The organism is Bradyrhizobium sp. WBOS07 (assembly GCF_024585165.1).
In the GTDB taxonomy this organism is placed as follows: Bacteria; Pseudomonadota; Alphaproteobacteria; order Rhizobiales; family Xanthobacteraceae; genus Bradyrhizobium; species Bradyrhizobium japonicum_B.
In genome coordinates, this window is sequence record NZ_CP029008.1 from 5780655 (window position 1) to 5802098 (window position 21444).

The 21444-nt window shown below is 65.9% G+C and carries 17 protein-coding genes; 8 read left to right on the forward strand and 9 right to left on the reverse strand.

The window, feature by feature from the left end; genetic code table 11:
• Window positions 1-56: 56 nt before the first annotated feature.
• A complete protein-coding gene (locus DCM79_RS27535; protein WP_257177229.1) occupies window positions 57-1247 on the reverse strand; it encodes a urate hydroxylase PuuD in 1191 nt (396 codons plus the stop codon).
• A gap of 234 nt (window positions 1248-1481) precedes the next feature.
• Here DCM79_RS27535 and DCM79_RS27540 point away from each other — a divergent pair, with 234 nt between their 5' ends.
• Window positions 1482-2816, forward strand: a complete 1335-nt coding sequence (locus tag DCM79_RS27540) for a sorbosone dehydrogenase family protein (RefSeq protein WP_257177230.1) — start codon at window positions 1482-1484, stop codon at window positions 2814-2816.
• Window positions 2817-3073: 257 nt separating this feature from the next.
• Here DCM79_RS27540 and DCM79_RS27545 read toward each other — a convergent pair whose 3' ends face one another.
• A complete protein-coding gene (locus DCM79_RS27545; protein ID WP_257177231.1) occupies window positions 3074-3874 on the reverse strand; it encodes an SDR family NAD(P)-dependent oxidoreductase in 801 nt (266 codons plus the stop codon).
• Between the two features lie 384 nt (window positions 3875-4258).
• Entirely contained in the window at window positions 4259-5047 is a 789-nt protein-coding gene (locus tag DCM79_RS27550; RefSeq protein WP_257177232.1) for a thermonuclease family protein, read from the reverse strand.
• A 200-nt stretch (window positions 5048-5247) separates the two neighbouring features.
• Here DCM79_RS27550 and DCM79_RS27555 point away from each other — a divergent pair, with 200 nt between their 5' ends.
• The 4 genes from DCM79_RS27555 to DCM79_RS27570 all read left to right on the forward strand — a co-directional run bounded on the left by DCM79_RS27555 (window position 5248) and on the right by DCM79_RS27570 (window position 10384).
• On the forward strand, window positions 5248-6846 hold the full coding sequence (locus DCM79_RS27555) for a GMC family oxidoreductase (RefSeq protein WP_257177233.1): 1599 nt from the start codon (window positions 5248-5250) through the stop codon (window positions 6844-6846).
• A gap of 198 nt (window positions 6847-7044) precedes the next feature.
• Entirely contained in the window at window positions 7045-7494 is a 450-nt protein-coding gene (locus tag DCM79_RS27560; protein WP_257177234.1) for a gluconate 2-dehydrogenase subunit 3 family protein, read from the forward strand.
• Window positions 7495-7575: 81 nt separating this feature from the next.
• Entirely contained in the window at window positions 7576-8595 is a 1020-nt protein-coding gene (locus DCM79_RS27565; RefSeq protein ID WP_257177235.1) for a S1C family serine protease, read from the forward strand.
• Between the two features lie 58 nt (window positions 8596-8653).
• A complete protein-coding gene (locus DCM79_RS27570; RefSeq protein WP_257177236.1) occupies window positions 8654-10384 on the forward strand; it encodes an FAD-dependent oxidoreductase in 1731 nt (576 codons plus the stop codon).
• 225 nt (window positions 10385-10609) lie between these two features.
• On the opposite strand, the gene DCM79_RS27575 is transcribed toward DCM79_RS27570, so the two are convergent.
• Window positions 10610-14086, reverse strand: a complete 3477-nt coding sequence (locus DCM79_RS27575; RefSeq protein WP_257177237.1) for an indolepyruvate ferredoxin oxidoreductase family protein — start codon at window positions 14084-14086, stop codon at window positions 10610-10612.
• Window positions 14087-14251: 165 nt separating this feature from the next.
• On the opposite strand from DCM79_RS27575, the gene DCM79_RS27580 reads away from it, so the two are divergent.
• The 3 genes from DCM79_RS27580 to DCM79_RS27590 all read left to right on the forward strand — a co-directional run bounded on the left by DCM79_RS27580 (window position 14252) and on the right by DCM79_RS27590 (window position 17900).
• The gene (locus DCM79_RS27580) at window positions 14252-15202 is read left to right on the forward strand and encodes a hypothetical protein (protein WP_257177238.1); all 951 of its coding nucleotides are present in this window, start codon (window positions 14252-14254) and stop codon (window positions 15200-15202) included.
• Window positions 15203-15522: 320 nt separating this feature from the next.
• Window positions 15523-16221 carry a cysteine hydrolase family protein gene (locus DCM79_RS27585; protein ID WP_257177239.1) on the forward strand — a complete coding sequence of 233 codons (699 nt, stop codon included), beginning with the start codon at window positions 15523-15525 and terminating at the stop codon, window positions 16219-16221.
• 11 nt (window positions 16222-16232) lie between these two features.
• Complete coding sequence (locus DCM79_RS27590) at window positions 16233-17900, forward strand: regulator (RefSeq protein ID WP_257177240.1); 1668 nt, start codon at window positions 16233-16235, stop codon at window positions 17898-17900.
• Window positions 17901-17951: 51 nt separating this feature from the next.
• Here the strand turns inward: DCM79_RS27590 and soxA are convergent, their stop codons facing one another.
• From soxA to DCM79_RS27615, 5 genes are all read right to left on the reverse strand, one after another.
• Window positions 17952-18731 (reverse strand): sulfur oxidation c-type cytochrome SoxA, encoded by a 780-nt coding sequence (gene soxA / locus DCM79_RS27595; RefSeq protein ID WP_257177241.1) that lies wholly within the window; start codon window positions 18729-18731, stop codon window positions 17952-17954.
• Window positions 18728-19045 carry a thiosulfate oxidation carrier complex protein SoxZ gene (gene soxZ / locus DCM79_RS27600; protein ID WP_257177242.1) on the reverse strand — a complete coding sequence of 106 codons (318 nt, stop codon included), beginning with the start codon at window positions 19043-19045 and terminating at the stop codon, window positions 18728-18730. Before soxZ ends, soxA begins: the two co-directional genes overlap by 4 nt.
• Complete coding sequence (locus DCM79_RS27605; protein ID WP_257177243.1) at window positions 19045-19512, reverse strand: SoxY-related AACIE arm protein; 468 nt, start codon at window positions 19510-19512, stop codon at window positions 19045-19047. Before DCM79_RS27605 ends, soxZ begins: the two co-directional genes overlap by 1 nt.
• An 8-nt stretch (window positions 19513-19520) precedes the next feature.
• The gene (gene soxX, locus DCM79_RS27610; protein WP_257177244.1) at window positions 19521-19937 is read right to left on the reverse strand and encodes a sulfur oxidation c-type cytochrome SoxX; all 417 of its coding nucleotides are present in this window, start codon (window positions 19935-19937) and stop codon (window positions 19521-19523) included.
• Window positions 19938-20156: 219 nt separating this feature from the next.
• A complete protein-coding gene (locus DCM79_RS27615; RefSeq protein WP_257177245.1) occupies window positions 20157-21428 on the reverse strand; it encodes an NAD(P)/FAD-dependent oxidoreductase in 1272 nt (423 codons plus the stop codon).
• Window positions 21429-21444 lie beyond the last annotated feature (16 nt).

A 21444-nucleotide genomic window follows, 5' to 3' on the forward strand; every position in this document is an offset into this window, starting at 1 on the left:
CGGGGGCGAGGTAGGGAATTTCATGTCGTGAAATGCGATTCCGTTGGATGACCGGGTCAGTGTGGCTGCTCGAGATAGGCGGCGAGGATCGCGCGCTCCTCGCCGGTCATCTCGGTGATGTTGCCCGGCGGCATTGCGCCGGACCAGGCCGCGACACGGCCGACCAGGCGGATGTTGCGGTGGATGTGCTCGGGCGTATCGAGCAGGATGCCCTTCGGCGCGGTCACGATCCCGGCCCAGACCGGCTCGGCCGCGTGGCACATGCTGCAGCGGGACATCACGATCTCCTCGACGGCATTGCGCGTGGGTTGGGCTGACAGCGCGCCCGTCCTCACCTCGCGTGGGCCGGCTGCGGACAGCAACAGGATCGCGATCACGCCGATTGCCGCCACGCCCCACACCCACCATGGCGATTTGCGCCCGGCGTGCCGCGCGTTGAAGAAATGGCGGATCACCGGGCCGAGCGCCAGGATGATCGCGACGATGATCCAGTTGAAGCGGGTGGCGTAGAGCAGGGGATAGTGGTTGCTGATCATCAGCACGACGACGGGGAGCGTCAGATAATTGTTGTGGACCGAGCGCTCCTTGCTGGCCTTGCCGAGCTTCGGATCGGGCGCCTGCCCCGCGATCAGCGCCGCCACGATCTTCTTCTGGTTCGGGATGATCAGCGCGAAGACGTTGGCGACCATGATGGTGCCGATGATCGCCCCGATCTGGTTGAAGGCGCCGCGGCCGCTCAGCACATGGGTGAAGGCATAGGTCAGCGCGACCAGGAACAAATAGCCGCCGATGGCAAAGGGCAATTCGCGTTGCGCGAGCCCGGTGCGACAGGCGGCCTCATAGAGCAGCCATGCCAGCGCGAGGCTCGCGAAGCTGAACAGGCCGGCCTGGAACGGCGTGAGGTCGAGGATCGACTTGTCGACCAGGAACAGGTCGGCCTCGAGATAATACACCACCACCATCAGCGCGAAGCCGGACAGCCAGGTCGTGTAGGCCTCCCATTTGAACCAGGTCAGCTCGTCCGGCATCTGGCTGGGGGCGACCAGATATTTCATGATCCGGTAGAAGCCGCCGCCATGGACCTGCCAGGCCTCGCCCTGCACGCCGTCGGGCAGGTCGCGTCTCGGCTTCAGGCTGAGATCGAGGGCGATGAAATAGAAGGAACTGCCGATCCAGGCGATCGCCGCCACCACGTGCAGCCAGCGGAGCAGCAGGCTCGCCCATTCCGATATGATGGATCCCCACATGATGCCCCCAACAATGGTGGCGGCGATGCCGCGGCTTTGCTGACCGCGACGTGCAGCCGCGCCCTCACATCTGTCGCATCGATCGGCCGCATTTTCCAGTACGATGGAACGCGCCCGATGCACATCGTGCGAGCACGGGCTGACGTGGAATTCGGCGGCGTGTAACTTGCCGCGGACCATTTGCGGGGCGATCGACGTTGACGTTTGCGACGTGCAGGCCGGGAGGATGACGACGTGACGAACAGGATTTCGACCGCGGTGCTGGCTGCGGGGTTGATCGTGGCCGCGACCGGTGCACCGGCCGAGCCCGTGTTGCAGGGCAAGGACGCTTATGGTGATTGGCAGGCCGACAAGCCCGGCACGATCAGGCTGATCCGGCCGCAGGATCTGGTCAGGCCCGGCGCCACGCGATCGGTTGCGAGCTCGTCGCGCGTGGTGCCGCGCCCGCCGGACGCCGCGCTCCGGGTGCCGGCGGGCTTCAAGATCGAGCTGTTCGCCGAAGGGCTGCGCGCGCCGCGCATCGTGCGGGTGGCGCCGAATGGCGATGTCTTCGTCGCGGAGACGCGGGCCGGCACCATTCGCGTGCTGCGCGCAGGCGAGGGCGGCAAGGTCGCGAGCAACGATGTCTTTGCCAGCGGCTTGCGCCAGCCTTTCGGCATCGCCTTCTTCCCGAACGGCGAAAATCCGCAATGGGTCTATGTCGCCAACACCGACAGCGTCGTCCGCATTCCCTATCAGGCCGGCGATCTCAAGGCGCGCGGCAAGGCCGAGACGATCGTGCCAAGCCTGCCGCATGACGGCGGCCATTCCACCCGCGACATCGTCTTCACGCCCGACAACAAGCGCATGCTGGTCTCGGTCGGCTCGCTCAGCAATGTCGCGGAAGGTCTGGGCACGCCGCCGGGCGGATTGGAGGCGTGGTCGAAAACGCAACCACTCGGCGCAGCCTGGGCCAGCGAGACGGAGCGCGCGGCGGTGCTGGCCTTCACGCCAGATGGCAAGGAGCGCAAGATCTACGCCACCGGCATCCGCAATTGCGTCGGCCTTGCGGTCCAGCCACAGACCGGTCTGCCCTGGTGCTCGACCAACGAGCGCGACGGCCTCGGCGACGATCTCGTGCCCGACTTCGTCACCAGTGTGAAGGAGGGCGCCTTCTATGGCTGGCCGTGGTTCTACATCGGCAACAACGAAGATCCGCGCCATGCCGGCGTGCGGCCGGATCTCAAGGATAAGGTGACGGTGCCCGACGTGCTGATTCAGCCGCATTCAGCCTCGCTCGGCATGACGTTCTACCAGGGCACGCAGTTTCCGAGCGAGTATCAAGGCGACGCGTTCGCCGCTCAGCATGGCTCCTGGAACCGCTCGAAGCGCACCGGCTACAAGGTGATCCGGATCAGGATGAAGGACGGCAAGCCGACCGGCGAGTATGAGGATTTCGTCACGGGGTTCGTGGTGAGCGACACGGAAGTGTGGGGCAGGCCGGTGGGAGTGGCGGTGGCAAAGGACGGATCGCTGCTGGTGTCGGAGGATGGCAACGGCACGATCTGGCGGGTGACGCATTCGCGGTGAGCGAACATGCTTTGCCTCTCCCCGCAAGGGCAGGGCAATCGCGTGTGGCATCACTCGCGAGCTGAGCGCGCGCCTCGTCCTTCGCGACGACCGCTTCGCGGTCTCCTCAGGATGAGGCTAAGTGGCATCGGTGCCCGCTGAAACGCGCACTCCGTCCTCATCCTGAGGGCCCGCCAAAGGTGGGCGTCTCGAAGGATGGCCGCAGGGAAAAGCTCTCATCTGCGATTGCCCTGCCGCAGGCGGAGGAGAACAACGGCCTAACCCCGTCTCACGCTGGCCCCGCCGTCCACCGGCAGGGTCACGCCGGTGATGAAGTTCGCCTCGTCGGACGCGAGGAACAGCGCCGCGTTGGCGACGTCCCACGCCGTTCCCATCTTCCTGCGCAGCGGCACCTTGCTGTCGCGGTCGGCTTCGACCTCGGCGCGGGTCTTGTGCCATTCGCGGGCGCGGGTATCGACGGCCATCGGCGTGTTCATCAGGCCGGGCAGGATGACATTGGCGCGGATGCCGTATTCGGCGTTCTGGTAGGCGAGCTGCTCGGTGAAGGCGATCATCGCCGATTTCGTCGCCTTGTAGGCGACGTAAGGATAGGTCGTGATCGCCGCCATCGAGGAGATGTTGATGATGGCGCCGCTCTTCTGCGCGCGCATGATCGGGATCACTTCCTTGGCGGCGAGAATGCAGCTCTTCAGGTTGATGGCGACGACGCGGTCGAACGCTTCCTCGGTGATTTGAAGCAGCTCGGCATCGCCGCCGGACAGGCTGACGCCGACATTGTTGTGCAGCACGTCGATCCGGCCCCAGCGCGACTGCGCGTCCTCAACCATCGTCTTGATGTCGGCCGACCTGGTCACGTCGGCCTTGAACGCCGCAGAGGTGCCGCCCTTCGCGGCGATCATCGCAACGGTCTCCTGCGCGGATTCCAGATGATGGTCGACGCACAGGACCTTCGCGCCTTCGCGCGCGAAGGTCAGCGCGGTGGCGCGGCCGTTGCCCATGCCTTCGCCGGGGCTTTGTCCGGCTCCGACCACGATGGCGACCTTGTCGTTCAGGCGCATGACGCTTTCTCCCCGCTTTTTCGTCACGATAGCACGGACGACGCGAGGCAGAAGACAGATCGTGCCGGTCATGGTCGCGCCCGGCGCACGCGGTCCCGCCGGGCATGCATGGCGCATCTGAATGCGAACATGCCGCCGATGGACCAGATCATGCGGATGCAGTGACGAGACCCGCCCCAAAAAAGAAGAGCCGCTTGTGATGACAAGCGGCCCAAGTCTAGGGAGGAAACGCCCAAGCAAAGACAATCCGATGAGGATCGTCCGCCAAGGAAACGCTCGCGCAAGCGCTTGCGTACGCATACAAATGCAGCAAGTCCCGGCCTGGTTCAATTCCGGATCAATACGGAGCCGGACTACTACTCACGGCTGCGTGAAGCGCTTTGTTCACTTCGGGCGGCGGCAATTATAAGCCTTGCGAAAGCCGGCCGCCTGGGCGTCGTCCTCCGAGCAGAACCAGCGGTCCGGCCTGGTGGTCGCCGGGTAGCTCGGGCAGCCCCGTAAATGATAGATGCCGATATTGCCGGTGACGCGCGCTCGTACCGCGAGCTTGCCCTTGATGCTGCAGCTCGGGGGCATCGTCAGCTCCTCGGGGAACAGCACGGCGCGAATCTCCTTGTCGCGATCCGGGCGGCAGGCCGAGCCCAGGAGTGCGCCGTCCTTCTTGCCGGCGCGGAAGTCCTGCGGTGCAACAAAGCAGCCCTTCCAGATTCCGGCCGACGCCGTCTTGGCTTCGCTGGCCGCCGGCTTGACGTTCGCCTTGATAGGCTCTCGCGCGACCGCAAAGCCGAGCCTGATCAGCTGCTCGTTCAGGCTGGCCTTGTCGCCCTCGGCGGTGCAGATGGCGCGGTGCCGCTTGCCGAAGCTCTTCTCCGGCCCGACATCGTCGCAGCGCACGGAGCGCTTGTTGACGAGCTTGGCCAGCTGGTCGCGTGCCTCGATACCGCAGGTCCAGGGATCGGCGTGATCGTCGATGCAGACCTGGTCCAGCTCGGGCGCATCGACGCCGTCGAGCCGGTAGGTGACGTCGCCGAGCTGGATGGAATTGCCGTCGCGGGCCGTGGCGGCGGCTGTCAGCGCGGAGGCCGGCTGGGAAGACGCCAGGAAGCCGGGCAAGGCGCAGAACCAAACGAGCGCGAAGGCGCGGGCGGCGGCAAAGACATTTCGGAAGGACATGCGGTCTCGCTATCGATTGCCAGTCTGCCCGTTCCTAGCATCCGGATATGGCGATACCAATGGTCTGCACCCCGCGAAGTGCGACATTCCGGCCTCGCGGCTTTACTCCCCCGCCGCTCTGACCCTATCGTTCGCGGGCCTTGCGAACCGTGCAGGCCGAATCGCCCGGAAAGCGGCGAGGGCGGGAGGAAAAGGTTGCGATGAAAGAGCCCGTGGACGTCCTGATCATCGGCGCCGGCGCTTCGGGCGCCGCGGTGGCGTGGTCGCTGGCCGAGACCAAGATGCACATCCTCTGCCTGGAGCAGGGCGGCTGGATGAACCCGGCGGAATATCCGAGCACCGGCCGGGACTGGGAGGCCAAATTCTACGGCGAGTGGTCGTCGAGCCCGAACGTGCGCGGCCGGCCCGAGGACTATCCTGTGAACGACGACAATTCGCCGATCAAGGTCGTCAACTACAATGCGGTCGGTGGCTCGACGGTGATGTACACCGCGCATTGGCCGCGGCTGCATCCCTCCGATTTCAAGGTGAAGACGCTGGACGGCGTCGCCGACGACTGGCCGATCGACTACGACGCGCTGACCCCGTTCTTCGAGGAGAACGACCGCATGATGGGCACGTCGGGCCTCTCAGGCGATCCGCTCTCGCCGCTGACCCATCCGCCGATGCCGCAGCAGCCGCTCGGCCTGTCCGGCGCCATCATCGGCAAGGCCATGAACCAGCTCGGCTGGCATTGGTGGCCGTCCGACACCACGGTCGCGACCATGGACTATGAGGGGCGGGCGCGCTGCATCAATCTCGGCCATTGCACCCCGGCCTGCGCGCAAGGCGCAAAGTCGTCCACCGATATCACCTATTGGCCGCATGCGATCCGCGCCGGCGTCGAGCTGCGCACCCATTGCCGGGTGCGCGAGATCACCACCGATGAGAACGGCATGGCCTCGGGCGTGGTCTATTACGACAAGGACGGCGTCGAGCAGTTTCAGCCCGCGCATGTCGTCATCATCGCCTGCAACGGCGTCGGCACGCCGCGGCTGCTTTTGAACTCGGCCTCCGGCCGCTTCCCGAATGGGCTTGCCAATTCGTCCGGCCTTGTCGGCAAGAATTTGATGTTCCACCCCTATGCGCAGATCTACGGCTATGTGAAGGAGCCGACCGACAGCAACCGTGCGCCGCCGACCTGCCTGTGGAGCAAGCAGTGGTACGACACGGACCTGTCGCGCGGCTTCGTGCGCGGCTATGGCGTGCAGTTCGTGCGGGGCGCGGGCCCGGTGTTCGAGGCCGTGGTCAGCGAGCAGAAGGGCATCTTGCCCTGGGGCGAGGATCATCACCGTATCTTCCGCAAGCTCAATGGTCATCGCCTGGGTTTCTCCGCGATCTGCGAGGATCTGCCGGAGGAGCACAACCGGGTCACGCTCGATCCCGTGCTCAAGGACAGCCACGGCATTCCCGCGCCGAAGGTCGACTACACGATCAGCGAGAACAGCCGGAAGATGATGGAGCATGCCCTCGCCCGCGGCCGGGAGATTCTGGAGACGGCAGGCGCGACCGACATCTGCATCAACTCGCCGATCCCCTGGGGAGGGTGGCATCTGCTCGGCACCGCGCGGATGGGCACCGATCCGGAGCGCTCCGTCGTCAACGAATGGGGCCGCACCCACGACGTCAAGAACCTCTTCATCGTCGACGGCAGCATCTTCGTCACTTCGGGCGGTGTGAACCCGACCTCCACCATTCAGGCTCTTGCGCTCTACATCGCCGACCAGATGAAGCAGCGCCTCGCCAATTTGTTCGATTGATCATTATGTGGACCGAAGCGAGCCACGGGGTCAGTGCATCTCTCCCGCTTGCGGGAGAGGTCGGCGCACAGCGCCGGGTGAGGGTTCTCTCCTCTCGGGGAGTCTCTCTGCGGAAGCACCCTCTCCCCAACCCTCCCCCGCAAGCGGGGGAGGGAGCGCACCTTCATCTTGGTCTCAAAGTTTCCACAAGAGGACGACATGGCTGAAGAGCTCACCCTCACGCCGCGGCAGCGCCAGGACTTGCGCACCATCGCCGCGATGATCATTCCCGCCAGCGACGAGTACAAGGTGCCCGGCGCCGACGATGCCGCGATCCAGGCCGACATCCTTGCGACGCTCGGCCGCGACGCCAAGCCGGTGGCAGCGGCGCTGGACCATTTGGCGCGGCTCGCCGGAGCGCCGCTCGCCGAGCTCGACGCCGGGAGGCGCGATGCCGTGGCGCAAGAGTTCCGCAGGGACGGCGGGGTGGCCGCTGCAACACTCGTCCGCGTCGTCCTGCAATGCTACTACCGCGACGACCGCGTGCTGCGCTCGCTCGGGCTCGAGCTGCGCGCGCCCTTTCCCAAGGGCCACGTGCTGCCGGACGGCGACTGGTCGCTGCTCGATCCGGTCAAGGCGAGGGGCGGCTCGCTGAGGCGGGCGCCCTAGCCATCTGGGCAGTCCAGCCCTGCGGTCCTTGCGCGGCAGGGAACAGGCCACCATCTGTGTGAGCCTTCAAGGACTCTTGCCATGCTGGATTTCACCTCAGATATCGTCGATGACGCACCGTCATCGCGAACGGCGGCGGCTGCTCCGGTCGACGACGGAGCGCTGCTGGACGCCTATTCCAATGCCGTGATCGACGTGACCGACCGGGTCGGCCCCGCGGTCGTGCGGGTCGAGACCGGGCCCAAGGTGCCTGATAGACGCGAGCGCGGCGGGCTCGGCTCGGGCATCGTGATCTCGCCTGATGGCCTCGTGCTCACCAACAGCCACGTGGTCGGCACGTCCAAGGAGATCCGGCTGCGCGACGTCGAGGGTCATGTCGGCGACGCCCAGGTGCTCGGTGTCGATCCCGACACGGACCTCGCCTTGCTGCGCGCCAACGGCGTGCGCCATTTGCCCTATGCCGCGCTCGGCAATTCCAAGACGCTGCGTCGCGGCCAGCTCGTGATTGCCATCGGCAATCCGCTCGGCTTCGAATCGACCGTCACGGCCGGCGTGGTCTCGGCGCTCGGCCGCTCGATCCGCTCGGTGAGCGGGCGCACCATCGAAGACGTGATCCAGACCGATGCCGCGCTCAACCCGGGGAACTCCGGCGGGCCGCTGGTGTCCTCGCATGCCGAGGTGATCGGCATCAACACCGCCATCATCAACGGTGCGCAGGGCATCTGCTTCGCGGTCGCCAGCAACACCGCGCAATTCGTGCTGTCGGAGATCATCCGCCACGGCTATGTCCGCCGCGCCTATATCGGCGTCGCCGGGCAGACCGCGCCGGTGCCTCGGCGGCATGCGGTCGTGGCCGGCGTCGAGAACAAGATGGGCGCGCTGCTCGCGCAGATCGAGCCGGACGGCCCTGCGGCGAAGGCGGGCCTGCTGCCCGGCGACGTCGTGATCAGGCTCGATGGCGTCGCGATCAACGGCGTCGACGATTTGATCCGCGTGCTCGATCGCGACCGCATCGGCCGGCGGCTCGCCATGGACGTGCTCCGGCTCGGCCGCCTGCGGGCGATCGAGATCGACCCGATCGAGCGCAAGCCGCAACGCTAGCTGCAGGCCCAAGGGCGAGGTATGACAATGTCATGTCTCGTCCCAGGAAAAATGCCGCATGATGCCGGCGCATGAGACCTACGACGTCATCGTCATCGGCGCCGGAGCCGGCGGCATGACGGCCGCGGCCGTGGCGGCTGCCGAAGGCCTGCGAGTGCTGGTGATCGAGAAGACCGCGTTCGTCGGCGGCACCACCGCCTGGTCAGACGGCATGGTCTGGATCCCTGCCAATGCGAAAATGAAAGAGGCCGGGCTCTCCGACAGTGTCGCGGATGCCGTCCAATATCTGTCGAGCACGGTGTCCGAGCCCGCCAATGCCGGCCTGCGTGCCGCCTTCCTCGCGCGCGGGCCCGAGGCGATCGCCTATCTCGAAGCCAACACCGAGGTTCGTCTTCAGCCGGTGAAGGCCTATCCGGATTATTATCCGGAACGACTGGGCGCGACTTCGGGCGGCCGCGTGCTGGAGCCGGTTGCTTTCGACGGCAGGCGGCTGGGCGAGGGCTTTGCGCGCCTGCGGCCACCGCTGCCGGAGTCCACGCTGTGCGGCGGGATGATGGTCGATCGTCTCGACATTCCGCATTTGCGCAGCGTTGGAAAATCCCTGCGCGCGACCATGCGCGCGGCGCGGCTGGTTTCGGCCTATGCGTTGCAGCGGCTACGAAGCCCGCGTGGCACGACGCTGCATCTCGGCAACGCGCTTGCCGCGCGACTATACGCTTCGCTGCTGGCGCGGCAGGTCGAATTTCTCTTCAGCGCCGATGTCGAAGATCTCTCGATGCAGGGCGATCGCGTCAGCGGCGTGGTGATCCGTCATGGTTCCCGCGACCGGCCGATCGCAGCGCGCCGCGGCGTGGTGCTGGCGACCGGCGGCTTTTCGCACGACGCCGTGTTGCGCAAGCGTCTTCTTCCGGCGGCAGCCGGATTCGTTTCGGCGGCCAACACCTCCAGCACCGGAGACGGGCTGCGGCTGGCGGCAGCGACAGGTGCCGCGCTCAACACGGACGCGGCCAGCCCGGCCTATTGGGTGCCGGCCTCGCTTTTCGCCAGGGCCGACGGCAGCCGCGGCGTATTTCCGCACATGGTGACCGACCGCGCCAAGCCGGGCGTGATCGCCGTCAATGCAGCGGGCCGGCGCTTCGTCAACGAGGCGCTGTCCTACCACGAATTCGTGCTCGCCATGCTGCGCGACGGCAACGGCGAGCCGGATCGGCCGTTTCATTTGATCTGCGACCGCCGTTTCCTATGGGACTACGGTCTCGGCCGCATCAGGCCGTTCACGCGCCGCTATCGGCGTTATGCGGCGAGTGGCGAGCTGATCGAGGCGGCCGATATCGCGCAGCTCGCCACCAGGATCGGCGTCAAGCCGTCCACCCTCACGGCGACGATCGTGAACTACAATGCCGATGCAGAGGAGGGCCGCGATCCCGAGTTCGGCCGCGGCAGCACCCTCTCTCAGCGCCATCTCGGCGATATCCGTCACAAGCCCAACCCTTGCGTGGCCCCGATCACGCGGGCGCCGTTCTTCGCGATGCGCATTCATCCGGCCGATCTCGGCACCGCGATCGGCATGAAGGTCGACGCGCAGGCCCGCGTGCTGCGCGCGGACGATACGCCGATCGCCGGCCTCTATGCCTGCGGCAACGACATGGGCTCGATCATGAACGGGAATTGTCCGGGGCCGGGCATCACGCTGGGACCGGCGCTGGTGTTTGGATATATTGCGGGAAGGCATCTGGCGGAGGGTGGGGCGACACGTGAGACCGCTGCCAGCGTGTTGGCGTCGGTTTAGCCATCCCCACCGCCGTCATGCTCCGCGAAAGCGGGGCATCCAGTACGCCGCGGCCCATCAGTTGAATCACAACCGCCTCGGAGTACCGGATCGCCCGGTCAAGCCGGGCGATGACATCGAGCGTGTAGCGAGACTCTGGATTGCTTCGTCGCATCAGCGCAAATTGCTGCGCAATCTTGTCGCGAGCGGCTCGCAATGACGCGGATAGAGGCCAGCCCCTAGCCGCTACTCCGCTGCCGCCGCAAAGCGGCTGTTCTCCAGTTCCGCCTCCAGCCGCGCCGTCTCGGCTGCCGCGAGCTTGACGTTGGCTTCCTTGACGTGGCCGAAGCCGCGGATCGTCTCCGGCACGCGCGCAAGCCTTGCCAGCAGCGGGATCTGCTCCGGCTTCAGCCCGACGATCCGCTGATCGATCATGCCGAGATAATCCGCGACCAGCTTGCGCTCGGTCCGGCGCTCCTCGGTCCGGCCGAACGGATCGAACGCGCTGCCGCGCAGGAATTTCAGCCTGGCGAGCACGCGGAAGGCATGGAGCATCCAGCCGCCGAACTCCTGCTTCTGGAGCCGGCCCGTCGTCTTGTCGCGCCTGGCGAAGATCGGCGGCGCGAGGTGATATTTCAACGTGAAATCGCCGTCGAATTTCTCCGACACTTTCTTCGCAAAGCTGCCATCGGTATAGAGCCGCGCGACCTCGTACTCGTCCTTGTAGGACATCAGCTTGAACAGGTTCTTCGCGACCGTCTCGGTCAGCTCCGTTGATGCGGGCGAGGCGGCGGCTTCCGCCTTGCGCACCTTGGCGACGGCCGCGAGATAGCGGTCGGCATAGGCCTTGTCCTGATAGGAGGTCAGGAATTCGGCGCGGGTCGCGATGATGTCGTCGAGCGACTTGGCCGGCGCGGACGCACGGTTCTTGAACTGCAGCACGCTGCGCACCCGCGACATGTCGTGGGCGGCGAGGCGGCCCCAGGTGAAGGCGAGCTTGTTCATCTCGATCGCGGCGCCGTTGATCTCGATGGCGCGGAGCAGCGCTTCGAGCGACAGCGGAATCGCGCCCTTCTGGAAGGCGAAGCCGAGCATGAAGGGATTGGTGGCGATGCTGTCGCCCATCAGCGCCGCGGCAATGCCGGTGGCGTCGATGATGTCGAGGTTGTTGTCACCGATGGCGTCGCGCAGCACGGTCTGCATCGTGCCCATCTCGAAGTCGAGATCGGGATTTTGCACGAAGCTCGCGGTCGGCTGCAAATCGGCGTTGATATAGGCCTTGGTCACGCCGCGCTCGGCGCGGCTGAGGGCGGAGGGACCTGCCGAAACGATCATGTCGCAGCCGAGAATGACGTCGGCGCCACCGGTGGTGATGCGGACGGCGGAGATGTCCTCCGGCTTCGGAGCGATGCGGACATGGCTCATCACCGCGCCGTTCTTCTGCGACAGGCCGGTGAAATCCAGCGCCGAGCAGCCGCGGCCGTCGACATGAGCGGCCATGCCGAGCAGTGCGCCGATGGTGATGACGCCCGTGCCGCCGATGCCGGTGACGAGGATGTTGTAGGGGCCATCCAGCTCACGCGCCGGCGGCAGCGGCAGATCGGCGAACAGCTGACCGGAATCGACCGCCGAGGTCTTCATCCGCTTCAGCGTGCCGCCGTGCACGGTGACGAAGCTTGGACAGAACCCTTCCACGCAGGAAAAGTCCTTGTTGCAATTGGACTGATCGATCTGGCGCTTGCGGCCGAACTCGGTCTCCAGCGGCTGCACCGAGACGCAGTTGGAGGCCTGCGAGCAATCGCCGCAGCCTTCGCAGACCAGCTCGTTGATGAAGGCACGCTTGGCGGGATCGGGATAGAGGCCGCGCTTGCGGCGGCGGCGCTTTTCGGCGGCGCAGGTCTGGTCGTAGATGATGACGGTGAGGCCCTTGATATCGCGCAGCTCGCGCTGCACGGCATCGAGCTCGCGGCGGTGGTGGATGGTCGCGCCTTGCGGGAAGTAATTACCTTGCGGGTATTTGCTCGGATCGTCCGAGACGATCGCGAGCCGCTTGACGCCCTCGGCCCAGACCTGATGGGCGATCTGGGCGACGTTGAAGGCGCCCTCGGCCGGCTGGCCGCCGGTCATCGCGACGGCGTCGTTGTAGAGGATCTTGTAGGTGATGTTGATGCCGGCGGCGGAGGCGGCGCGGAGCGCCAGAAGACCGGAGTGTGTGTAGGTGCCGTCGCCGAGGTTCTGGAAAATGTGCTGCTCGGTGGTGAAGGGCGACTGGCCGATCCAGTTCACGCCCTCGGCGCCCATATGCGAGATCAGATCGGTGCGGCGGGTCGGCATGCTCAGGGCCATGCCGTGGCAGCCGATGCCGGCCATGGCGCGGCTGCCCTCGGGCACGCGCGTCGAGGTGTTGTGCGGGCAGCCCGAGCAGAAGAACGGCGTGCGCGCGAGCTTGATCTGCGTGCTCGTGGTGACGGGATGGTCGAACGCCTCGAGCCGCGCAAGGCGCTGCTCCAGCACCGGGCTGTGATGGCCGAGCTTGCGCAAACGCGCCACCAGGGCACCCGCAACGATGGTCGGCGTCAGCTCGCCCTCGCTCGGCAGCAGCGGCGCGCCGCTTTCGTCGCGCTTGCCGGTGACGGTCGGGCGCTTCGAGGCATCGATGTTGTAGAGGATGCGCATCAGCTGGTCTTCGATGAAGCCGCGCTTCTCCTCGACCACGAGCACGTCCTGGAGACCTTCCGCGAAGCGCTTGGCGCCGCTTTCCTCCAGCGGCCAGGTCAGCGCGACCTTGTAGATGCGAAGGCCGAGATCCTGCGCGTCCTTGTCGGTGATGCCCAAATCCGCCAGTGCCTGCCGCAGGTCGAGATAGGCCTTGCCGGTCGCGACGATGCCGAGCCGCGCCGGCTTGGAATCGAGCACGATGCGGTCGAGCCGGTTGGCGCGGGCGAAGGCCTGCACGGCGGCCATCTTCGGGCCGAACAGGCGCTTCTCCGCCTCCAGCGGCGGATCGGGCCAGCGGATGTTGAGGCCGCCGGGCGGCATCTCGAAATCGTCGGGCAGCCTGATCTGGATGCGCTCGGGGTCGCTATCAATCGACGCCGAACTCTCCACCGTCTCGCTGATCGCCTTGAAGCCGACCCAGCAGCCGGAGAAGCGCGACAGCGCAAAACCGTAGAGGCCAAGGTCGAGATAGTCCTGCAGCGTCGCCGGGTTGATAACGGGAATCAGCGCGGCCGCGAACACCTGCTCGCTCTGATGCGCCAGCGTCGAGGACTGGCAGCCGTGGTCGTCGCCGGCGAGCGCCAGCACGCCGCCGTTGAGCGAGGTGCCGGCGGCATTGGCGTGCTTGAGCGCATCGACCGAGCGGTCGACGCCGGGGCCCTTGCCGTACCAGATGCCGAACACGCCATCGACCTTGGCGCCGGGAAACAGGCCGACCTGCTGGCTGCCCCAGACCGCGGTCGCGGCGAGATCTTCGTTCAGCCCGGGAACAAAGGCGATGTCGTGTTGCTGAAGGTGCGACTTCGCGCGCCACAACGCGTGGTCGTACATGCCGAGCGGGGAGCCGCGATAGCCGGAGATGAAGCCGCCGGTGTTGAGTCCCTGAAGCCGGTCGCGTTCGCGCTGCAGCATGGGTAAGCGGACCAGGGCCTGTGTGCCGGACAGGAAGATCCGCTTCGATTCGAGCCGGTATTTATCGTCCAGCTCGACCTGCAACAGCGTCATGTCGTGGAGTCCTTATTGTTCTGGCCCGGTGAGGATTTTGCACCGCGGGAGGATTGCGGCTTGCGAAGCGGAGGATCCCAGTCAAGAGCATGGGCCGGCGAAGTCAATACGGCTGGCCGCATCCGTGGCGCTCCTGCTAGTCATGGCTTGCGAGCGGAGGACATCATGGCTGTAAACGCATTCGATACCGAAATCACCGAGACGACCGAGACCCTGATCGGGCCGTGGCGCCAGCCGCGTCAGATGCTGCAGGCGCAAACCTACGACGCGCATGCCTCGATCCATGACGACGCCACCGCGCAGAAGCTCGGCTTCAAGGGCGGCACCATCGAAGGCCCGACGCATTTCAGTCAGTTCGCCCCGCTCGGCGCGCGATTGTGGGGACAGGCCTGGTTCGAGACCGGATGTCTGTCCACGCATTATCGCAGCGTCTGCTACGAGGGCGAAGAGGTGCAGGCGATCCTGTCGAAGCCATTGCCCGGCACCAGCCAGTGCCAGATCCAGATGGTCAAGCGCGACGGCACCGAGGTGCTGCGCGGCACGGCTTCGGTCGGTGAACCGCACGCGGCGACGGCGCTGGAGGCCCGCCTTGGCGAGCTCAAGCCGCTCGCCGATCCCGTCATCCTGCGCGATGTAAAGGTCGCTCAGACCGGCAAGCGCCAGGCGGTGCGGATGGCGTTCGACCAGATCATGGGTGATCTCTATCCGTTCTCGCTGCACCAGAAGCTCGCTGCCATCACCGAGAGCTCGCCTTACTATTCGACTGCCGACAATCCGTGGCGCAGGCCGATCATCCCGATGGAGATGCTGAGCGTGCTGTTCCAGTACCGCTCCAAGGACGATCCGCTGCCGGCCAAGGGCCCGGCCGTCGGCCTGTTCGCGGACCAGGAGATCCGGCTGGTGAAGGGCCCGCTGTTCGTCGACGACGACTACGAGGTCGAGCGCGAGGTGGTCGCGCTCTCCGGCAGCCGCCGCACCGAAAGCGCCTGGGTGAAGACGCGCGTGTTCGACAAGACCGGTGCGGTGGTGGCGACCATGCTGCTCAACATGGCGACGCTGAAGGACTCGTATGCGCCGTATGAGGAGGAGTATCGACGGCTGTATGGGGCCAAGTAGCCGCCATTCTCTCGGTCGTCATTCCGGGGCGCGACGAAGTCGCGAGCCCGGAATCCATACTCACGATCGTGGTTATGGATTCCGGGCTCGCCGCTTCGCGTCGCCCCGGAATGACGGCGGACGGAGCTTCAGCATCAGCCTATCCTTTATGCAAATGCACGTCGCTAAGCCGTCGCACAGGGAATGAGCAGGCGCCGAACGCTCGCCTAACCTTCTGAGCCCAAAGCAAATTCTTTCGCAGCCTGTGCGCCATCGCAATTGTACACAATGGCACGCCGCTTGCAGAACTCCTCGCGCAGTTCTCGCGAGGGGCGGGCGTCATGCTGGACTTGAGCAAGCCGACATTGGGCGTCATCAACGCCGAGCCCGAGCCGGTCAGATTGGACTGGTCCGCCACCGCGCTTCTCATCATCGACATGCAGCGCGACTTCATGGAGCCCGGCGGCTTCGGTGAGACGCTCGGCAACGACGTCAGCCAGCTTGCGCGCGCGGTGAAGCCGATCGGCGCAGTGCTGAAAGCGGCGCGCGGCACCGGCATGTTGGTGATCCACACCCGCGAGGGCCATCTGCCCGATCTCTCCGACGCGCCCCCGGCGAAGATCGAGCGCGGCGCGCCGTCCTTGCGCATCGGCGATCCCGGCCCGATGGGCCGCATCCTCATTCGCGGCGAGGCCGGCCACGACATCATTCCCGAGCTCTATCCGCTCGACAGCGAGGTCGTGATCGACAAGCCCGGCAAGGGGGCGTTCTACGCCACCGAGCTCAATGACGTGCTGGAGAGATACGGCATCGAAAACCTGCTGGTGTGCGGCGTCACCACCGAAGTGTGCGTCAACACCACGGTGCGCGAGGCCAATGACCGCGGCTACCGCTGCGTCGTTATGTCTGACGGCTGCGCGTCCTACTTCCCCGAGTTTCACGAGATGGGCCTGAAGATGATCAAGGCCCAAGGCGGCATCTTCGGCTGGGTCGCAACCTCAGCCGCAGTCTTGGAGGCAATGAGGATTTCGACCATTTGAGGGGTGATATCATGAGCACATTGACGGGGACGGCCGGCAAATCTGAAATCGACACGTCCGGGTTCAAGCCGGCACTATGGACATCGGGCGACTGGAACGCGTTTTTCGGCTTCGGCACCAACATCCTCGTCAATATGCTGGTGCTCACGGGCCTGTTGCGCTTCGTCCTGAAGATGCCGGACAGTCTGGTGTTCGGCCGCATCCTGCCCGCGCTCGGGCTGATGATGTGCCTCTCGACCTTCTACTACGCCTATCTTGCCTATCGTCTGGCGCAGAAGACCGGCCGCAGCGACGTCTGCGCGCTGCCCTCGGGCGTCAGCGTGCCGCACATGTTCATCGTCACCTTCGTGATCATGCTGCCGATCACCCTGAAGACCGGTGATCCGCTCAAGGGCTGGTCGGCCGGCCTGGTTTGGGTGTTCTTCCAGAGCTTCATTCTGATGATCGGCGGCTTCATTGCCCCGTTCATCCGCAGGATCACGCCGCGCGCGGCGCTGCTCGGCACGCTTGCCGGCGTCTCCGTCACCTTCATCTCGATGCGGCCAGCCCTGGAAATGTACATGACGCCGCAGATCGGTCTGGTCTGCTTCGCCATCATCCTGGTGAGCTGGTTCGGCGGTGTGAAGTACTGGCGGGGCATTCCCGCAGGCCTCGTCGCCATCGCCGTCGGCATGGTCATCGCCTGGGGCTCCAACCTGTTCGGGCTCGGCATCGGCGGCTTGAGCCTCGCCGGCGTTGGCGCTGCCTTCGCCAATTTCGGCTTCTCGGTGCCGATCCCGGCAATAGGCTATGTCTTCTCCGGCTTCGAATTCCTCGGCATCATCCTCGTCACCGCCATTCCCTTCGGCATCTACGACCTCGTCGAAGCCATGGACAATGTCGAGAGCGCGGAGGCGGCCGGCGACGAATATCCGACCACGCGCGTGCTCACGGCCGACGGCGTCGTCAGCCTGATCGGCTGCCTGATGGGCAATCCCTTCATCAACGCCGTCTATATCGGCCATCCCGGCTGGAAGGCGATGGGCGGCCGGATCGGCTATTCCGCTGCGACCGGCATCATGGTGATCGTGCTGTCCTGGTTCGGCATCATTTCGGTGCTGCTGGCGCTCGTGCCCGTCGTCGCGATCTCGCCGATCCTGCTCTACATCGGCATGCTGATCGGTGCGCAGGCGTTCCAGACCACGCCGATCAAGCACGCGCCCGCGATCGTGCTGGCGCTGACGCCGCATCTGGCCGCCTGGGCCAAGCTGCAGATCGACACGATGCTTGGTTCGACCATGAATGCGGCGACAACCGTCGGTGGCTTGGCGGCCGACAAGGCCGACGCCGTGAAGGCGGCCGCGATCGCCGCGCTGCCGCAGCAGGGCGTGTTCTACCACGGACTTGAAGTCATGGGCGGCGGCTCCATCCTCGGCGGCCTGGTCCTCGGCGCAATCGGCGTCTTCATCATCGAGCGCGATTTCGAGAAGGCCTCGGCCTTTGCTCTGGTCGGTGCCGTGCTCACCTATTTCGGCTTCATGCATGGCGAGGCCGTCGGCATCGGCGGCGGCTTTGGCGTCACCCCGGCGGTCGCGCTGGCCTACGCTGCGGTGGCCGCCGGCCTGTTCGCCGCCGGCAAGCTCGGCACCAGCGAACATTATGCCGCGCATCCGGAGATGTCGGCGGCGCCGGCGGAATAGGCGACGGCGCGAGCTTGTTCGAAGCGGCCGGCGAACGCCGGCCGCTTTCATTCAGGGCCGCACGGCCGGCGTTTCCATCGGCAGCCCATGCGCTCGGGACATCAGATAGAGCTCGAGCGCGACCAGCTCGGGCGAGCCGTAATCATAGGCCTGGGCGCGCACGCCGGTCATGCAGCTGCGCAAGCGCCGTTCCAGCGAACCCAGCGTCTGCCATTCCAGGCGGTAGAGCGGATAGCCGGTCGGCTGCCCTTGCGTGATCGGCGCACCCGCGAGGCGCTTGTCGAAATTGTCGTCATGGCAATTGGTGCAGGCGAGGTTGAGCTGGCCTTCGCGCTGCATGAAGAGCTCGCGGCCCTGCTCCACGAAGGGTTTTGCCTGCGGATCGTCGCCGGCGGTGATCGCAACACCGCGCGATTGATGGGCGACGAACGCGGAGAGGGCCAGGAGGTCGCGGCTCTCGTAGGGCAGCGGCGTTGCCCGCTGGTGATCGGCGCGGCAAAGATTGATGCGCTGGTCGAGCGTGACGGGGCGGCGAAGCGCCTTGTCGATGGCGGGGTAGCGCGCCGCGACGCCCTTCATGCTGGCGCGCGCCTCGCCATGGCAATCCGCGCAGGCCTTCTCCGCGCTGCCGGTCTTCTTCGCCCACAGCGCCTCGCCGTCGAGCACGAACAGCATGGCCGGATTGGAGGTGTCGTCGTCCTGCATCGCCCGGGTGTCCGGCCCCATGAACGGATAGCCGGATCGGCGCGCATCGGGCGGGATTTCGCCGGCGATCAAGGCAGGCGCCGCGGCGAACAAGGCCGCCGCTGCTATTGCGCGCCAAACGCTCATTCGACCGTGATCAAGGCCGAGGCGGTGGACGAATAGCCGTTGTCGCCGATCCATTCGAATTCAAACTTGCCGCTGTCCTTGGCGACCGTGAAGAAAGACAGGTACGGATTGGCCGCGATCGCCGGAAAGAGGTCGGCGCGAAAGATCTCGGCGCCGTTGTAGCGGCAGGTGAAGCTCGTGATGATGTCGCGCGGCACCAGCTTGCCGTCCACGGTGTGGCGAAATCCGGTCTCCATGATGTGCGAGGTAAGCGCGCGGATCTCGATGACGTCGCCGCGCCTGGCCTTGGAGGGAACGTTGATGAGCGCGGCCATCAGTTCATCTCCTCGGTGCAGGCGGCCAGCGTCACGACGACGTCGGCGGCGACCTGCCAGAACGTGTCGTCGGACAGGCGCGCGATCGCCACCACTTTCTGGGTGTCGGCGAGCCGGATGCGGGTCGAGACCTGGGCCCGGCCGGAGAAGGGGCCGAGATAGAAATTGCCGATGTTCGGCTGCGGGTTCTTCTCGTTGAAGACGTGGATGCTCTTGACGTGGTCGTCTGCCGTCATCGGGCTTGCGACGCTCACGGTCATCGGCACCACGTTGCCGTTCTCGACCAGCGGCGGAATGTCGAGCTTCACCCTACCGGTGCGGATCGGGACTTCGCCGACGATATTGCGGATCGCGTGATTGAGCATCGCGGGCGTTGCTTGCAGCGGACGCAGGGTGACGACCGGGATCGTCCCGGCGGCCGTGACGCCTCCAGCGAGGCTCAGGAATTGTCGTCGCGTGGTGGGCATGAACGGTCCTAGTCGCGAAGCGTTGCAAGAAAGGCCACGATGTCCTCGATCTCGGCAGCCGACAAGATCGGCTTGCCGGCGAAATTGCGTCCGACCCGCACGAGGCCGTCGGTGCGATAATAGGACGGCATGATGGTCTCGGCGTTGAATCGCGACGCATCGACCAGTCGAAGCCGCAACTGGCTCACCGTCCATCGGTTCCCGGCGCCGGCAAGATCGGGCGCGAGATCCCCCTGGAACCGTGTTTCTGGGAACGGGCCGGAGTGACAGAGGATGCAGGTCGTGGTGCGCGCGAGCACGAGTGCGCGTCCGCGCGCGGCATCGCCGGGCGAGCCGGTGAGCGATTGCGGGATGCCGTCGTTGACGATGTTGTAGGGCAGGAGTTCTTCGGCTTGGGTCGGCAAGGCGACGACCAGGCTTGCCACGATGAGCGCCGCAATCGCAGCTATGAGATGGGATGGCTGGGGTCGCCGCGAACTCCACTTACCTCTCCCGCTTGCGGGAGAGGTCGGCGCGAAGCGCCGGGTGAGGGCTCTCTCCTCTGGGGGAGTCTTCGCTGTTGAGACACCCTCTCCCCAACCCTCCCCCGCAGGCGGGGGAGGGAGCGCATCGTGACCGTGGCGACATGCTCGGATCATCATGCGCTAGCCAAAAGTATCCGCCGTGATGGTTTCAAACCAGCGCTCCGCCTCAGCGGCCTCGCGCGCCCGCAAGTCGCGCGGGGCATCGACCGGGCTGGTCGCGCCGCCCTCGACCTCGGCAAAGATGTCGCCTCTTGGCTGGTAATTGCCGGCAAGGGAGAAGCCGTAGCCGGGTGCGACGGTGCTGTAGCAGATGCCGGTCAGCCGCGGCGTTTGCGGCGCACGGCCGGCGAGCAGATCGGCAACGGCGGCGGCGCAGGCCTTGCCTTGCCCGCTTGCGGCCGACGCCGATTTGGGAATGCCGCCGCCGAGGCAGGCATCGCCGATGACATGGATGTTCGGGACGAGTTTCGACTCGAAGCTGACGGGATCGATCGGACACCAGCCGGTCGCATCCGCAGCGCCCGCGATCTCGGCGATGCGTCCAGCACGTTGCGGCGGGATGACGTTGGCGACATCGGGCGTGTAATTGCCGAATTCGGTGACGATGGTCATGGTCGCCGGATCGACCGAGGTGACGCGGCCGCCTTGCGACAGCGCGATGCGCTCGATCATGCCGCCGTAGAGCTCCTTCCACGCCTTCTCGAACAGCCGCTGCTGGGAGAAATTGTCCTTGGCATCGAGGATCAGCACCTTCGAGCGGGGCTTGTTCGTCTTCAGGTAATGCGCGATCAGGCTGGCGCGCTCGTAAGGCGCGGGCGGACACCGCGAGGGATTGGCGGGAACGGCAATGGCGACCGTGCCGCCGTCGTCCATCGCTTCCAGCTGCTTGCGCAGCAGCAGCGTCTGCGCGCCTGCCTTCCAGGCATGGGGCATTTTTTCCGATGCCGCCTCGTCGTAGCCGGGCAGGGCTTCGACGTGGAAGTCGATGCCGGGCGAGAGCACGAGACGATCATAGGTCAGCACCGTGCCATCGGCCGTGGTGACGCTGCGCTGCTGGGGCTCGATCTTCGCGGCGGCCTGGCTGATCACGGTGACGCCCGCAGCGGCAAGCTTGTCATAGCCGAAATGTTGCGTCTCCATCTTGCGCAGGCCGGCGATCACCTCGTTGCTGAACGGGCAGGAGGCGAAGATCTTGTTCGGCTCGATCAGGGTGACCTGCAAGCCAGCGCCGGCGCGCTTGAGCGCACGCGCGCAGGCCGCGCCGCCGAAGCCGCCGCCGACCACGACGATGCGGCCTGACGATTGCGCGCGCAGGATCGAGGGTGTGGCGAGCGATGCGGCCGCGGCGGTGATGCCGAGGACGGCATCCCGCCGTGTCACCGGCACATTCATGGGACTTGTCCGAAAA

What these genes read in the sequence shown, in the direction of transcription:
- DCM79_RS27535 (WP_257177229.1), bottom strand. Translation starts at nt 1,247, where the DNA reads ATGTGGGGATCCATCATATCGGAATGGGCGAGCCTGCTGCTCCGCTGG.
- DCM79_RS27545 (WP_257177231.1), bottom strand. Translation starts at nt 3,874, where the DNA reads ATGCGCCTGAACGACAAGGTCGCCATCGTGGTCGGAGCCGGACAAAGC.
- DCM79_RS27550 (WP_257177232.1), bottom strand. Translation starts at nt 5,047, where the DNA reads ATGTCCTTCCGAAATGTCTTTGCCGCCGCCCGCGCCTTCGCGCTCGTT.
- DCM79_RS27555 (WP_257177233.1), top strand. Translation starts at nt 5,248, where the DNA reads ATGAAAGAGCCCGTGGACGTCCTGATCATCGGCGCCGGCGCTTCGGGC.
- DCM79_RS27560 (WP_257177234.1), top strand. Translation starts at nt 7,045, where the DNA reads ATGGCTGAAGAGCTCACCCTCACGCCGCGGCAGCGCCAGGACTTGCGC.
- DCM79_RS27565 (WP_257177235.1), top strand. Translation starts at nt 7,576, where the DNA reads ATGCTGGATTTCACCTCAGATATCGTCGATGACGCACCGTCATCGCGA.
- DCM79_RS27570 (WP_257177236.1), top strand. Translation starts at nt 8,654, where the DNA reads ATGATGCCGGCGCATGAGACCTACGACGTCATCGTCATCGGCGCCGGA.
- DCM79_RS27575 (WP_257177237.1), bottom strand. Translation starts at nt 14,086, where the DNA reads ATGACGCTGTTGCAGGTCGAGCTGGACGATAAATACCGGCTCGAATCG.
- DCM79_RS27580 (WP_257177238.1), top strand. Translation starts at nt 14,252, where the DNA reads ATGGCTGTAAACGCATTCGATACCGAAATCACCGAGACGACCGAGACC.
- DCM79_RS27585 (WP_257177239.1), top strand. Translation starts at nt 15,523, where the DNA reads ATGCTGGACTTGAGCAAGCCGACATTGGGCGTCATCAACGCCGAGCCC.
- DCM79_RS27590 (WP_257177240.1), top strand. Translation starts at nt 16,233, where the DNA reads ATGAGCACATTGACGGGGACGGCCGGCAAATCTGAAATCGACACGTCC.
- soxA (WP_257177241.1), bottom strand. Translation starts at nt 18,731, where the DNA reads ATGAGCGTTTGGCGCGCAATAGCAGCGGCGGCCTTGTTCGCCGCGGCG.
- soxZ (WP_257177242.1), bottom strand. Translation starts at nt 19,045, where the DNA reads ATGGCCGCGCTCATCAACGTTCCCTCCAAGGCCAGGCGCGGCGACGTC.
- DCM79_RS27605 (WP_257177243.1), bottom strand. Translation starts at nt 19,512, where the DNA reads ATGCCCACCACGCGACGACAATTCCTGAGCCTCGCTGGAGGCGTCACG.
- DCM79_RS27615 (WP_257177245.1), bottom strand. Translation starts at nt 21,428, where the DNA reads ATGAATGTGCCGGTGACACGGCGGGATGCCGTCCTCGGCATCACCGCC.